General features: G+C 50.2%; 16 protein-coding genes. 5 read left to right on the top strand and 11 right to left on the bottom strand.

Annotation, left to right across the window (positions count from 1 at the left end; translation table 11 throughout):
• Nucleotides 1-5: 5 nt before the first annotated feature.
• Nucleotides 6-539, bottom strand: a complete 534-nt coding sequence (locus KBY68_RS04275; protein WP_255096017.1) for a pentapeptide repeat-containing protein — start codon at nucleotides 537-539, stop codon at nucleotides 6-8.
• On the opposite strand from KBY68_RS04275, the gene upp reads away from it, so the two are divergent.
• Genes upp through ilvD form a run of 3 tightly spaced genes read left to right on the top strand, consistent with a single transcriptional unit; the run spans nucleotide 538 to nucleotide 3,242 of the window.
• Nucleotides 538-1,230 (top strand): uracil phosphoribosyltransferase, encoded by a 693-nt coding sequence (upp, locus tag KBY68_RS04270; protein ID WP_255096016.1) that lies wholly within the window; start codon nucleotides 538-540, stop codon nucleotides 1,228-1,230. The two genes, KBY68_RS04275 and upp, sit on opposite strands and share 2 nt — an antisense overlap.
• Nucleotides 1,231-1,250: 20 nt before the next feature.
• Nucleotides 1,251-1,535 carry a hypothetical protein gene (locus KBY68_RS04265; RefSeq protein ID WP_255096015.1) on the top strand — a complete coding sequence of 95 codons (285 nt, stop codon included), beginning with the start codon at nucleotides 1,251-1,253 and terminating at the stop codon, nucleotides 1,533-1,535.
• Between the two features lie 30 nt (nucleotides 1,536-1,565).
• Nucleotides 1,566-3,242, top strand: coding sequence for a dihydroxy-acid dehydratase (gene ilvD, locus KBY68_RS04260; protein ID WP_255096014.1), 1,677 nt, complete (start codon nucleotides 1,566-1,568; stop codon nucleotides 3,240-3,242).
• Here ilvD and KBY68_RS04255 read toward each other — a convergent pair.
• The 7 genes from KBY68_RS04255 to glpX form a co-directional block, all read right to left on the bottom strand.
• The gene (locus KBY68_RS04255; protein WP_255096013.1) at nucleotides 3,233-3,631 is read right to left on the bottom strand and encodes a DUF8659 family protein; all 399 of its coding nucleotides are present in this window, start codon (nucleotides 3,629-3,631) and stop codon (nucleotides 3,233-3,235) included. The two genes, ilvD and KBY68_RS04255, sit on opposite strands and share 10 nt — an antisense overlap.
• The gene (locus KBY68_RS04250; protein WP_255096012.1) at nucleotides 3,631-4,215 is read right to left on the bottom strand and encodes a CIA30 family protein; all 585 of its coding nucleotides are present in this window, start codon (nucleotides 4,213-4,215) and stop codon (nucleotides 3,631-3,633) included. Before KBY68_RS04250 ends, KBY68_RS04255 begins: the two co-directional genes overlap by 1 nt.
• Nucleotides 4,181-4,894: a 6-phosphogluconolactonase gene (gene pgl / locus KBY68_RS04245; protein ID WP_255096011.1), complete on the bottom strand. Its 714-nt coding sequence runs from the start codon at nucleotides 4,892-4,894 to the stop codon at nucleotides 4,181-4,183. Before pgl ends, KBY68_RS04250 begins: the two co-directional genes overlap by 35 nt.
• Entirely contained in the window at nucleotides 4,894-6,309 is a 1,416-nt protein-coding gene (gene gndA, locus KBY68_RS04240) for an NADP-dependent phosphogluconate dehydrogenase (RefSeq protein ID WP_255096010.1), read from the bottom strand. Before gndA ends, pgl begins: the two co-directional genes overlap by 1 nt.
• 102 nt (nucleotides 6,310-6,411) lie before the next feature.
• A complete protein-coding gene (locus KBY68_RS04235; RefSeq protein WP_106499359.1) occupies nucleotides 6,412-7,707 on the bottom strand; it encodes a glucose-1-phosphate adenylyltransferase in 1,296 nt (431 codons plus the stop codon).
• A 120-nt stretch (nucleotides 7,708-7,827) separates the two neighbouring features.
• A complete protein-coding gene (locus KBY68_RS04230) occupies nucleotides 7,828-9,153 on the bottom strand; it encodes a glutamyl-tRNA reductase (protein WP_255096164.1) in 1,326 nt (441 codons plus the stop codon).
• A 73-nt stretch (nucleotides 9,154-9,226) separates the two neighbouring features.
• On the bottom strand, nucleotides 9,227-10,231 hold the full coding sequence (gene glpX, locus KBY68_RS04225) for a class II fructose-bisphosphatase (RefSeq protein ID WP_255096009.1): 1,005 nt from the start codon (nucleotides 10,229-10,231) through the stop codon (nucleotides 9,227-9,229).
• 116 nt (nucleotides 10,232-10,347) lie between these two features.
• Here glpX and rpe point away from each other — a divergent pair, with 116 nt between their 5' ends.
• Together rpe and KBY68_RS04215 are read left to right on the top strand one after the other, a co-directional pair.
• Entirely contained in the window at nucleotides 10,348-11,022 is a 675-nt protein-coding gene (rpe, locus tag KBY68_RS04220) for a ribulose-phosphate 3-epimerase (RefSeq protein WP_106499361.1), read from the top strand.
• Nucleotides 11,023-11,080: 58 nt separating this feature from the next.
• Nucleotides 11,081-11,854 carry a class I SAM-dependent methyltransferase gene (locus KBY68_RS04215; protein WP_255096008.1) on the top strand — a complete coding sequence of 258 codons (774 nt, stop codon included), beginning with the start codon at nucleotides 11,081-11,083 and terminating at the stop codon, nucleotides 11,852-11,854.
• Here KBY68_RS04215 and ccsB read toward each other — a convergent pair.
• The 3 genes from ccsB to KBY68_RS04200 all read right to left on the bottom strand — a co-directional run.
• Nucleotides 11,851-12,777 carry a c-type cytochrome biogenesis protein CcsB gene (ccsB, locus tag KBY68_RS04210; protein ID WP_241537020.1) on the bottom strand — a complete coding sequence of 309 codons (927 nt, stop codon included), beginning with the start codon at nucleotides 12,775-12,777 and terminating at the stop codon, nucleotides 11,851-11,853. The two genes, KBY68_RS04215 and ccsB, sit on opposite strands and share 4 nt — an antisense overlap.
• A gap of 50 nt (nucleotides 12,778-12,827) precedes the next feature.
• On the bottom strand, nucleotides 12,828-13,994 hold the full coding sequence (locus tag KBY68_RS04205) for an LptF/LptG family permease (RefSeq protein WP_255096007.1): 1,167 nt from the start codon (nucleotides 13,992-13,994) through the stop codon (nucleotides 12,828-12,830).
• The coding region (locus KBY68_RS04200; RefSeq protein WP_462476630.1) for an ABC transporter ATP-binding protein C-terminal domain-containing protein at nucleotides 13,991-14,218 on the bottom strand (228 nt) is incomplete at its 5' end. The genes KBY68_RS04205 and KBY68_RS04200, both read right to left, overlap by 4 nt.

The raw sequence follows: 14,218 nt of genomic DNA, 5'->3' as shown, positions 1-14,218 counted from the left end.
CTATTTCAGCCGCAGCCAAGGCTTTCTGCGGTGCTAATTCCAGATAGTTGATTTACGCCTTCAGCCCTTGCACAAAGTGCCTTAATTTCCGGCTGGTCGAGCACTGCCTCAGAGAAATCAGCTCCATCGATGCGGGCGTCGCGGAAATGACTCTGCAGCAACATGCTGCGATCAAGGCGAGCCTGACTCAAATCAGCCCCTTGAAATCCACTGGCAAAACCAACAACATCGCGCATGTCGGCCCCTTGAAGATTGCTGCCCTGCAGCTGGCTGCCATTAAAAACTGCTCCGCGTAGGTCTGCGGCCGAAAAATCAAAACCTTTTAAATCCGCTTTTAGGAATTCCTTTTGTTGAAGATCTTTGCCGTGCATATTTGGGCTTAGATCCTGGAGTGATTTGGCTCCACGTAATTCAGGTGCCGTCATGGCAAAAGTGCTCTGCGGTTGGCCAAAAAGCAGCAGCGCCGCCAATAAAAAAACAGCTGCAGCTAGAGCCTTAAAACGATCAAACACTGATCTTTTTTTTTGGACCGGCGCCATGGCAACTCCTAAGCTGATCCATCCAAATTATGCCAGCAGCATGTCTTTGCGGGTGATCGTTCCTCCCCATCCGCTGGTAGCCCATTGGCTCACCGTATTGCGCGACAAAAACACACCTCCGCCTTTATTTGCCTCCGCCATGAAGGAATTGGGTCGCTGGCTCAGTTACGAGGCGATTCGTGATTGGCTTCCCCAACAGGCCGTTCAGGTTGAAACCCCACATTCAAGTTGTGATGGTTTTGTGATTGATCCCACCGCCGCACTTTTGGTTGTTCCATTGCTAACCACCGGTTTGGGGCTCTGGGCGGGAGGCCAGGAGGTTTTACCCAATGCCAGGGTTGCCCATTTGGGTTTTAGTGATCAAGGCACCACCTATCTCAATTGCCTGCCGAACCAAATAGGTGAAAGGGTTGGCGTAGTTGTTTTTGATGCAGTTCTCGCCAGCGGATCAAATTTGATCAAAGTGCTCAGCGCCCTGGATGAAAAATCGGTACGAGGCGAACAGGTGAGAGCTATTTGCGCTGTAGCAGCAGCTCCAGGACTGAGGCGGGTGGCAGAACAGTTTCCAAACCTGAGCATCTATACCGCCTGCATCGACGCAGAATTAGACGACAACAATTGCGTAGTGCCTGGGCTGGGCAATGCCAACCACAGGCTTTATGGCACCGCTACCGATGATTTCCTAGGGTAAATTCAGTTTTTGGCCCTTTTATGGCCGACCAGCCCAGCAGTTCAGGCTCACTTTTTCTTAGCGCTGTTACGGGTGCAGCCCTAGGGGCGGCTGGCCTCACCTGGTGGTTGCTCTCCAGGGCTGATCGCAGGCAGGCCCTTGGCGATCAAATGAGGCGTTTGAGCAAATTAAACAGCCTTGCGCCTGGCCCTGCTTCGGTTTCAGCAGTGCCTGAGAGCCTTGAGGAGAGGGTTCAAAGACTGAACATCGCCATCGATGAGGTGCGCCGCCAACTTGAGGATCTCAGCCCCGAACCTGGGAACTGAGAGGATCTGTTTAGAGCTCCCACCGCTGCCATGGAAAAACTCCGCTCCGCTGCTATCACCCAAGGGATACAACGAAGCCCAAACCGGGCAATGCTTAGGGCGGTTGGATTTGGTGATGCAGATTTCAATAAGCCAATTGTTGGTATTGCAAATGGCTACAGCACGATTACGCCGTGCAATATCGGCTTGAATGATCTAGCTAAACGTGCGGAGCAGTCTGCCTTCTTGGCTGGGGCTATGCCGCAGATGTTTGGCACCATCACCGTGAGTGATGGTATTTCGATGGGAACCGAGGGAATGAAATATTCCCTGGTTTCAAGGGAGGTGATAGCTGATGCAATTGAAACAGCATGCAATGGCCAATCGATGGATGGTGTTATTGCCGTTGGTGGTTGCGATAAAAACATGCCTGGCGCCATGATTGCCATGGCAAGAATGAATATACCTGCAATATTTATCTATGGCGGAACTATTAAACCAGGCAAACTTGGAGGCTGCGATCTAACAGTAGTAAGTGCTTTTGAGGCTGTTGGTCAATTCACAGCAGCTAAAATTGATGAGGCTCAGCTGCTTGCTGTTGAAAAAAATGCCTGTCCTGGAGCTGGTAGTTGCGGCGGAATGTTCACTGCGAACACGATGAGTTCTGCCATAGAAGCGATGGGCTTGAGCTTGCCTGGAAGTTCCACCATGGCGGCTGAGGACCAGGAAAAGGCAGATAGTGCCGCCCGTTCAGCCGAGGTATTAGTTGCAGCTATTGAGCAGAATATACGTCCTAGAGATCTACTTACCCGCGAGGCATTTGAAAATGCCATCAGCGTGATTATGGCCATTGGTGGATCAACAAATGCGGTTTTACATTTATTGGCTATTGCGCGCACTGCCGGAGTTCCCCTTTGCATTGATGACTTTGAAAGCATCCGTCAAAGGGTCCCTGTTATTTGTGATCTAAAGCCGAGCGGCCGTTTTGTTACCACCGACCTTCATGCGGCTGGAGGCATACCCCAAGTGATGAAGTTGTTATTGGATGCGGGGTTATTACACGGTGAATGCCGCACCATTGAAGGTAAAACATTGAATGATGTTCTGGCTGATATCCCAGCGCTACCAGCAACAAATCAAGATGTAATTAGACCTTTATCAAATCCACTATATGCAAAGGGCCACTTAGCAGTTTTAAAAGGAAACCTAGCTAGTGAAGGCAGTGTTGCAAAAATTTCAGGCGTAAAGAATCCCTGCCTCACCGGACCTGCCCGTGTTTTTGAATGTGAGGAGGATTGCCTGGCGGCAATTCTTTCTGGCTCAATACTTCCCGGTGATGTTCTGATCATTCGTTATGAGGGACCCGTAGGCGGACCTGGCATGCGTGAGATGCTTTCGCCTACCTCCGCAATTATTGGCCAGGGCTTGGGTGATCAGGTTGCGCTGATTACCGATGGCCGTTTCTCAGGTGGAACCTATGGAATGGTGGTTGGCCATGTGGCACCGGAAGCAGCCGTGGGTGGCACGATTGCTTTGGTACAAGAAGGCGACAGCATCACAGTTGATGCCCACAAATTATTGGTTCAGTTGAACGTAAACGATGCAGAATTAGATCAACGCAGGGCAGCTTGGCGCGCCCCAAAGCCCCCCTATAGCACTGGTGTTTTAGGAAAGTACGCCCGGCAGGTAAGTTGCAGCAGCAAGGGTGCTGTTACTGATCAACCCTGAATTAGGAGGCTGCGCAAGCGTCTAGCCATGGTTTCCAAATCCATGCCTGCCGCCGGTCTCTCCTGGCGAAGGCCCGTATTTGGATCCATCCATACTGGATGGCGACCGAGCCATAGGAGGGGTTGATTTTGTTGCTGCAGCCAGCCAATTTGCAGTGATGGGTCTTGCGCTGAACCGTATATTTCAAGTTCGAGATCATCTTGTTCTCGCCTTAAACCAGCGCAATCCCGCGCTTCAAGGCGCACAACCCAACTATCAACAGCAGCTTCAAGCAAAATTGCTGCATGCCTTAATTCAGGTTTTGAGTGGTCGGCACATTTACATATGCTCTGCAGCAGTTTCGCCTGCTCCAGCAATTGCCCCTCAGCCGGTAGCCAAGTTGTTGCCATTAAGGAACAGCTTCTAGCTTCTGAACTAAAAGCCTCAATGGCCCTGGTCGAAAGCCAATATTTTCTGAACCATCTTCTGCAAAACGCGAGTGCAGTATTTGCATTTGAACAACGCGGCTGGGATCAAATCGAAGCGGTATTGAAACGGGATTTGCCCGCAGCGTTGGTAGCAAATCGGCAAAAGGTATTCGAACAGTTGTAGTGCCAGTTGGTTGGGTATCAAAGTCGCGAACCCAGCGCAATCCTCCAGGTACAAGATCTGCCAATTTTCCGGCCAGATCAGAACTGGCAACGGCAAATTTATATCGGCGCCCATCCCCCTGAAGCACAAGCTCAATCGCCCCTGCTGCCGATAAATCGAGCGGCGGGTTCCAGCGGGGGGAGCGGCAGCTAACAAAGCCACCGCCTTCAGCCACCACCTCGGCTTGCATAAGCAAACCATCACTGCCAACGCTGCAAGCACCACTGCTGCGGCCGCCCATAACTGTGTCGTTGAGGCTTGCCCAACCACTAAATCCATCGCCTGCGGCTATCAGCAATATCACCAGTTCAACCAAGCCCTGCACATGCTTCGGTATCCGCAAATACGAGCATATCTGAATTGGTTTGCACCAACTTGGCTGGGGTTCGGCCTGGGTTTTCAGCTGGATCAAGTAAGCGTTTGAGCGCTTCTTGTTTGCTGGTACCTGCCACGAGGAACAACACTGAACGGGCGGCGCAAAGCACCGGCACCGTGAAGGTAATCCTTGGAATTCCTTTGCCTTCTCCAACGGTTACCCAGCGATCACGAACCTGAGTGGCGGCCGTGCCAGGGAATAGAGATGCCGTGTGGCCATCATCGCCAAGGCCCAAAAGCACCAGATCAAGAACCGGTGGACTGCTTTGGCAGATCTGCTCAAGGCTGCGTTCATAGGCCTCAACTCCTTTTTCAAGGTTTGGGGAATCCGTTGGTACTGGATGGAAACAAGCAAAGGCGCTTTTGGCATTGCCCAGCAAGCTCGCACGCACCATGCGGGCATTGCTGAGGGGGTCGTTGGCCGGAACCCAACGTTCATCGCCAAGGAAGAAGTCGATTCTCTGCCAAGGAAGGTTGTATTCGGCCAAATTCCGATAGGCCGCTTCTGGAGTGGTGCCACCAGACAGGGCAATCTGTGCCCGATCGCGAAGCGCAAGAGCACCCTCAATCGTTTGGGCAATTTGCTCCGCGGCCCGCGCTGCTAATTCGGCGCGATCTGCAACCTCAATTAGTTGATAACTTGCCACTAAAGCCACTCAGTGTGGAAGGCCCCTTCTTTGTCAACCCTTTGATAGGTATGGGAGCCAAAGCAATCACGCATTGCTTGCACCAGGTTCTGGGGCAGGCGGGGGCTGCGATAACTATTGATGTAGTCGAGGGTGCTACTAAAGCAAGGCACTGGGATTCCCGCCTCTGCTGCCCCTGCAACCACCTGGGCAAGGCCAGGTAAACGGCGGTTTACCTGCTCTGCAAACCAAGGATCAACAAGCAAATTGCAAAGTTGCGGATCTTTGTTGAAGGCGTCTTGGATGCGCTTAAGCAAACGGGCTCTGATGATGCACCCCCCCTTCCAAATCTGTGCAATTGAAGGCATATGCAATTTGTAGTTGTGCTCCTCTGAAGCGATACGCATAAGTTCCATGCCCTGGGCATAGCTGGCCATGGAAGCCAACACAACAGCATCCATAAGAGGTGCCATGCCATCTTCAGGGGTACCCATGGGGAAAGCTTTGATCGCTGGCCCCTTGAGGCTGGCTTCAGCTGCAACCCGCTGGGGTTTAAGTGAACTCATTACGCGCGCATTTAAGGATGCGTAAATCGTTGGAACGGGAGCCCCCATCTGAAGGGCACTAACAACGGTCCATAGACCAGTGCCCTTTTGGCCGGCTTGGTCCATGATTTTTTCCACAAGGTCGCTGCCGTCCTCAGGATCCTTTGTGCGTAAACAAACCTCGGTAATTTCAACCAAATAAGAGGAAAGTTCTTCACTGCTATTCCATTTGCCGAGCACATCCGCCATTTCTGTGCCACCCATGCCGGCAACACGCTTCATTAAGTCGTAGGCCTCAGCAAGTATTTGCTCAATGCCGTATTCGATGCCGTTATGCACTGTTTTAACGAAGTGGCCCGAACCGCCAGGGCCGATGTAAGTAACGCAGGGGCCGTCTTCTACTTGGGCAGCCATCTTGGTTACGAGGCTTTCGATGGCGTCGTAGGAGGCCTTTGTGCCACCGGGCATCATGCTCGGACCTTCCAATGCACCCTTGGCGCCTCCGGAAACACCCATGCCGATGTAGCCAAAACTTTTGCTTTCCAGCTCTGCTACTCGTCTTTCAGTGTCGGTGTAAAGGGAGTTACCACCATCGATAAGCAGGTCGCCTTCCTCGAGGTAGGGCGAAATGCTGGCGATGGTGTCGTCGATAGGTTGACCCGCCTTGATCATCATCAAGATCCGGCGAGGGCGCTCCAGCTTGTCTACAAACTCCTGAAGGGAGTAGGCACCACTTATTTGCTTACCAGCGCCTCGGCCGGCAAGGAACTCATCGGTTTTTTGAGCTGTTCGGTTGTAAACAACACTAGAGAAGCCGTTGCGTTCAGCGTTTAGAACGAGGTTCTCGCCCATAACGCCAAGGCCGATAAGTCCAAAATGCCCTTTGCCCATGGTTAAACCAAAAAACCAGTCGATTGCAGTGTGGCAACAACTGGCTTAAGGGCCTGCTAAGAACCTGGATCTGTTCGGATCCCAAAGCTTTAGCTCCTTTAATCAGATCGTCATACCGTCGGCAATGGAGGCATTTTTCACCACAACAACAATGCCGTTGCGGATGTAGAAGCCGTGTTCAGGGCGATCGGCTTCCTCCACGTGATCTTTGTTGACGATGGTTACGTTGGCGCCGATGCGCACATTTTTATCGAGGATTGCCCGTCGCACCGTGGTGCCCCTGCCAACACCCATGGGGATGCCTCCACGTTCAAGCAGTAGTTCCCTCTCTTCTCCCGATTCAAAATAATCAGAACCCATAACGAGTGTGTCTTGCAGCACCACTTCATTTTCAATTCGGGATCTAACACCAAGAACACAGCGGTGAATGCTGCAGGCTTTAAGTAATGAACCCTCACCAATGATTGATTCAGTTACCTGGGCATCCTGCAATTTTGATGGTGGTAGGTAGCGGTGCCTTGTATAGATAGGAAATTGCTTGTCATAAAATGAGAAAGGTGGATGGGGTTGGGCTGTTAGGGCCAGGTTTGCTTCATAAAATGCCCGGATAGTTCCGATATCCTCCCAATAATCATCAAAGAAGTAGGAGCGTAATTTCTTGCCGTCTTGTAGTGCTGTGGGGATAATCTCCTTACCAAAATCGGTGGCCTCAGGATTTTCAGCTAAGAGCTTAAAAAGCACATCTCGCTTGAAAACATAGATACCCATTGATGCCAGGTATGGCCTTTTGGCGGCATCCTCTGCACTGAGGCCCATGCCACCTGTGTCCACCCTCATCTCAGTGAGAGCTTCGCCCTTCGGCTTTTCTCTAAATTTAGTAATCCAGCCATCGGCATCAGCATGCATTAGGCCAAAACCCTCTGCCTGCTCGCTATCAACTGGTAGGGCAGCAACAGTGAGATCGGCGCCGCTGCGACGGTGCTCTTCAACAAATAACTGATAATCCATTCTATAAAGTTGATCACCTGAAAGGATCACAACTTCATCAACATCCCATTCCTGAAATAACCATTCGTATTTGCGCACTGCATCCGCCGTACCTTCAAACCAACTTGGGCTATCTGGTGTTTGTTGAGCTGCTAGAACCTCAACAAAACCTTGGCCAAAGCCAGTGGATAAATTGTATGTTTGAGATATGTGCCTGTTCAATGAAGCGCTATTGAACTGGGTTAACACATAAATCTGTGTAATCCCACTATTAATGCAATTACTAACTGGGATATCGATTAATCGATATTTGCCAGCCAGGGGTACTGCGGGTTTGGCCCGCATTTTGGTGAGGGGGAAAAGCCTGGTGCCGGCTCCGCCTCCAAGAATGATCGCGAGAACTCTTTTCATCTAACCCCTGCAGCGGCGCCACTCTGGTGGAAGCACCCCCATTCCGGCAAGGAATTCGCGAGAAGCAAGTTTAATTTGTGATCTGTTTTCGATCCGTAAATGCCCGATTCAAAAAATCGGCTAGTTGCCGCTTGATTCCCCGTCACCAGGGGCCGCAAAGGGGCCGAATAGCTTCTCTAGGGCTTCCATGGCCTGAAGCCTTGCTGCCCGGGGCTGCGGGGCTCGAAGGGCCGTTGTGGGGCCGTGCAGCACCTTGTTGATGATTCCTTTGGTTAGGGCCTCGATCACCTTGCGCTCCCGATCGGATAGATCGGCTCCCATCCGACTTAAGGCCTTGAGAAGTTCCTGCTGGCGCAGGTCCTCCAGGTGCCTACGCAAGCGATTGATGGTGGGAACAGCCTCCAGGCCATCCCACCACTCAAGAAAAGCCCGCTGATCTTCCTCAAGCAGCACCTCTGCCTGAAGGGCGAGCTCACGGCGTGCTGCTTGATTGCGATCTACCACCTCTTGGAGATCGTCTACGTCGAAACACTGCACATTGCGGCTCAGGCTTGCATCCGAGCTGATATTTCGGGGAACGCCTATGTCGATCAACATCAAACGCTGAGTGCGCATCAGCCCATTTAGCCGCTGACAGTTGATCAGCGGTTCATCGGCGCCTGTGCTCGTAAACAGCAGGGAGCTGCTAATCAATTTGTTGTTGAGTTGATCTAGCCCCACGCAGTTGATCGGCAGCTCGGGGAAATCAGCCGCAAGCAGCTCCGCCTTTGCAACGGTTCGATTTACCAAAACCAGCTCCCTAGCCCCCTTGGCTTGGAGATGCTGAATCAACAGGCGGGCCATGCGACCTGCACCCACCACAGCGATCTGTTCGCTGTTCAGAGATACCAATTCATCTAAACCCTGCTCTTGCCCAACCTTCAATTGAGCCAACTCAACCGCTGCTGAACTGATCGAAACAGCACCTGAACCGAGGTTGGTTTCAGTGCGAACCCTTTTCCCAGTACTTACGGCCTGGTTTAAGAGGCGATTTAAAATCGGACCTATCGATTGGTGATCCTGACCCAACCGATACATTTTTTTTACTTGGCTGAGTATTTGTCCCTCTCCTAAAACCAAGCTATCGAGACCAGAACTAACCCTCAGCAGATGCTGGATTGCCTCCTCGTGGTGAAGGGCAAATAGGTGCGGTTTGAGCTCTAAACCAGGTAAGCCACTGTGGCTGGCAAGAAAATCTTGGATTGCCTCAACCCCCTGTTGGGGTTGCTTCAAAAGGCTGTAGATCTCTAAACGGTTGCAGGTACTGAGGATTGATGCTTCAAGTACCTGATCACTGGAACGAAGTTCCTTAAGGGAAACCTCCAAAGAATGCTCTGGAATGCTCAGCCTTTCGCGGATCTCAACAGGAGCCGTGCGGTGGCTAAGCCCTACGACGGCTAGATGCATGGCCAAACGGGGGGAACTCAAGAATGGAGAGGCATAAGCCAGCTCCATTCTTGAAGGTTTTTTAAGTGGTTATTTAATGCAGAGCGATGCTGGTAGCTCCTTCCTTGATATGCACAGTGTTAGTGAAACGGGCTGTGTTGTCTAAGGTACTGATAATCAAGCTGCTGGTGCGGGTGCAATCCTTCTCGAATTTAACCCCATGGAAGAGCAAACCATCGGTGATGCCGCTACCTGCAAATACAACATTCTCCCCTGAAGCTAATTCATCCGCTTCATAAACCTTATCCACATCGGTTATACCCATTTCATTTAAGCGAGCAATATTGCCTTCCCTTGTGTAGTCGGCCCACTCGCTAGTTTGAGCCACGGCGGGGTCGTAAACCAGCTGGCCTTGGAAATGAGCTCCAAGGGCCCTTAGGGCAGCAGCTGAAATCACACCTTCGGGGGCTGCACCAATGCCCATAAGGCAATGGGTGCCTGTGCCAGCAAATCCACAGGCAATTGCCGCTTGCACGTCGCCATCGGAGATTGGTTGCACCCTTGCTCCGGTAGTTCTGATTTCAGCGATTAGATCCTTGTGGCGGGCACGATCCATCACAACAATTACCAGTTCGCTGGCAGCAAGGCCCAGGCACTGGCTAAGAATTGCAATGTTTTCTGTGGCCGACTTGCGGATATCAACTTTTCCTTTTGCAGCGGGGGGAGCCGCCAGTTTCTTCATATAAAAATCTGGGGCATTAAACAAACCGCCACGGTCTGAGGCGGCAAGAACCGCCATGGATCCCCTCTGGCTGTTTGCGCAAAGGTTTGTGCCCTCGCATGGGTCTACGGCGAAGTCGACGCCTGGACCCGTGCCAGTGCCCACCTCCTCACCGATGTAGAGCATGGGGGCCTCGTCCCGCTCACCTTCACCAATAACGATTCGGCCTTGCATGTTGATTAAACCCATGCGCTTGCGCATGGCCTCAACAGCAGCGGCATCCGCCTCATTTTTCAGGCCCATACCTGTGAGTTCGGCGGAGGCGATGGCGGCCTGCTCGACTACCTCGAGAATTTCCTGGATAAGGGTGCGGTCCAAGGGGGCTGGGGCAAAGAACGGTTTGCTGGCTCCTTTGAGGGAAGCAAAGCGCCGTTGACTGTATCAGCGTTGGTCGCCGCGGTGCTCCGTACAATTTGGCAACCACCGGCCCTCCCATGACCGAAAAATCCCTTGTGATTGCCCCATCGATCCTTTCCGCAGACTTTTCAAGGCTTGGCGATGATGTGAGGGCAGTGGATCAAGCCGGTGCCGATTGGATCCACGTTGATGTGATGGACGGCCGTTTTGTGCCAAACATCACCATCGGTCCCCTGGTGGTTGAGGCCCTGCGCCCCGTAACCAGCAAGCCACTGGATGTGCATTTGATGATTGTTGAACCAGAAAAATTCGTAGCCGATTTTGCAAAGGCAGGCGCTGACCACATTTATGTACAAGTTGAAGCCTGTCCCCATCTCCACCGCAACCTTGGCCAAATTCGCGATTTAGGTTGTAAAGCAGGCGCAGTACTTAATCCCAGCACTCCTTTAAGCAGCCTTGAATATTGCCTGGAACTCTGTGATTTAGTGCTTTTAATGAGTGTTAACCCTGGTTTTGGTGGCCAAAGTTTTATCCCATCTGCCGTAGATAAAGTGCGAAGCCTGAGGCGCATGTGCGATGAGAGGGGCCTCGATCCTTGGATTGAAGTAGATGGTGGCATCAAGGCAAACAATGCCTGGCAAGTAATCGAAGCAGGTGCCAATGCCCTGGTGGCAGGCTCAGCCGTTTTCAATACAGATAATTACGCAGAGGCAATCAGCAACATTAGGAATAGTCGTCGCCCAGGCGCTTAAATCGCGCTACGCGCTACGCGCTATAATATATTGATCTTAAAAGGCAGTTTGGTAAGGAATGTTTTTCAAAAAATTCATAGATTTATTAACCTCTTTAACCTCTAATTTATTTGGCGAGAAATACTCGCTAGATAAATTCAAATACTCAGAGGAAAAGCGCAAACTTGATTTAATTGGTAATAATAGCGACATATTTAATTATTATTATAATAATAATTTCTGGGGGGACAGTGAAAGCGTATCGGGACCGGGTTCAACCATGGCCTACACGGAAAACCTGAGGGCCGAGCTTCCAAAATTAGTAGAGGAGCTTGAAGTTACTAGCATCCTAGATTCCCCCTGCGGTGATTACAACTGGTTTAGGATGATTGAATGGAACGGTGAAATAACCTATGTTGGTGGTGACATAGTTGAATCACTAGTTAGCCGCAATCAGCTCCTTTATGGATCAGAAAAAAGGAACTTTGTTTGTTTGGATATAATTAATGACAAATTACCCGATGCTGACATTTGGCTCTGCAGGGATTGCTTGTTCCATCTTTCCAATACAGATATTGCGATCGTTCTAAAGAATTTTTTACGAAGTAATATTAAATATTTACTAACTTCAACCTACCCGAGATCCAAGAAGAGCATTGATATTCCAAGCGGCTCATTCCGATTGCTTAATCTTGAGATCAGTCCCTTTAATTTAGGCAAACCTCTTAAGGTGATTGATGATTTTATTGATGGCTTCCCCGAACGCCAGCTTGGCCTATGGGAACGCCACAAAATTATCGAAGCACTGGCCAAAAATAAAGACTTTCAAGCCCTGCTAACTAGAGCAAACTAACTATCAAAAAACCAACCATAACTATGTAAACCGATGCCAAGTAAATTAACACCTATATAACAAACTGTGATTACAACAAGACCTCCCATAGCTAGCCAGGCGGGTTTGCGGCCCTGCCAACCGCGGGTTAAACGGGTATGCAGATAAGCCGCGTATACAAGCCAACAAATCAAAGCCCAGGTTTCCTTTGGATCCCAACTCCACCAACTTCCCCATGCTTCATTTGCCCATACAGCACCACTGATGATTCCCACTGTTAAAAGCAGAAAACCAACTGTAATTGTTCGGTAACTAAGGTTATCAAGTCTTTCACCCAGGCCAAAGTAGCTGCCTTGTAATGAAATGGATTCACCTTGATTAAGGTGTGCTTTTTGATAGCCCCCACTGCCAATTGAGCTACTTCGTAGTTCTAGCACTTTACTGGGTTCAGTTATCAGCACGGCAACTGATAAAAGCGAGCCAACTAATAATGCTGCATAACTCATCATTATTACGCTCACATGCATAACCAACCAACTGGAACGTAGGGCCGGCACCAGTGGAGCAGCATTTTTAAGGGTTTCTGGTAAGGCAAAACTTGCAAAAGCAACACAAACCAATGCCATTGGCGTGGTGGCAGCGGGTACGAGCCCTGAAGGCCAACTGCGCTCAACCAATAACTGCGTAAGGGTGCAACCCCAAGCGAGGAAACAAAGGGATTCATACAGGTTGCTGATGGGGAAATGGCCTGAATCGAGCCATCGCCACAAAAGCTGGGTAGTTAAGAGAAGATTTGCAGCCACCACCAAGCCCCGTACCAGTTTTGCCGTAGGGGCCTGAGGGCTACCGCTGAGGCCCCAGAAGGCAAGGGGCAGAGCTAGTAACAGGGAACCAAAGGCCAGAAGCCCCAGCAAAAGCACAGGATCAAGCAAGGGATTATTCAAGAACACACCTCAGGTTTAATACAGCACGGATGGAAAGGGTGGGTGGATTCCTAGCGACTTGCCTGCCTAAGCAGGTATCCACCACCAATAAGCCCGATAAACACAGGCGACCAAGCAGACAGAACTGGTGAAAGGGTACCTTTTACTCCCAAGGAACTAAAAACAAAAGCCAGAAGATAGTAAAGGAATATCAATAGAACACTTATGCCAAAACCCTGGCTGCGGCTTGTGCGGCCATTGGGCCTGGCACCCAAACTGGCACCTATCAAGCCAAACACTAAACAAATGGCAGGGAAAGAAAATTTTTCTTGAATGCGAACCTTTAACTTGCGAACCTCCTTACGGTCTCCGGCCTGCTCCAAGATGCGCAATCCCTCTCGAGCTTGAGCAACGGTCATATTATTTGCATCCCTTGGCAGTTCAGCTAGATCTAATGGGCCCTCACCAAGGGGGTAAAAATAACTATCAAATTCAGCTGTGGTATTCATTCCACCATTCTCTGAAATATTTATAACGCTGCCCTGAAGAAATTCCCAATTGCCCGATTTTTCGTCATACCTAGCCTGCTTTGCCTTAAGCATCTGCCTACTATTTGGCCTGGAAAAATCTAGTAATGTAACGTCAAGCATAGCGCCATTGAAATAACTCCTAGCGTAAAACAAGTGCACTAAACGTTCTTTCTCCTCAGCTGGTCCGCCAATAACTTTTCCATAGCGAGGGTAAATAATATTTTCACCTTTTTCAGAATCAATGCTTCTGCCAAGGGCCTTATGGAGGGTTACATAACCTGCCCTGTTGGCTGGGGGGACAATAAAATCATTAAACATAAAGGTAAGGCCACTCATTAAAGCAGCCAATAATATTGCTGGAACAACAAATCTCACTGTTGAAACACCGATGCTGCGCAGAGCTGTGAGCTCACTGCCACCAGACAAACGGCTGTAGGCAAGCAGTGTGGCCATTAAGGTGGCCATGGGAAAGGAGAGAACTAGAAAACCAGGCAGTTTTAAAAATAGAACTTGAGTTGCTATCGCAACTGACAACCCCGATTCAGCAACCTTACGAACAAGTTCAAAAACCACTCCAACCGATAGGGTAACGGCTGTGAATGCTGCAATACCAAACAGTAGGGGACCCAGCAATTCAGATAACAACCAACGATCCATCAACGGAACCTGGCGCCAGTAGCGATTAACAAATGTAATAAAGCGATTCATAATCTAAAGTCCTCACCAAGATAATGCTTCTGAACCAAGGGGTTATTTGCCACCTCATGGGCAGTGCCTGATGCAAGAATTGTGCCATCGGCAAGGATATAAGCACGATCTGTAATTGATAATGTTTCGCGTACATTATGATCAGTGATCAACATCGCAACCCCCCGTTCACGTAGGGAGAGAATCAGTTGCTGAAGATCATGAACTGCCAATGGATCTACGCC

This window comes from Synechococcus lacustris Maggiore-St4-Slac, assembly GCF_024345595.1.
Classification (GTDB): Bacteria; Cyanobacteriota; Cyanobacteriia; order PCC-6307; family Cyanobiaceae; genus Synechococcus_D; species Synechococcus_D lacustris.
This window is presented reverse-complemented; position numbering and strand designations above follow the sequence as displayed.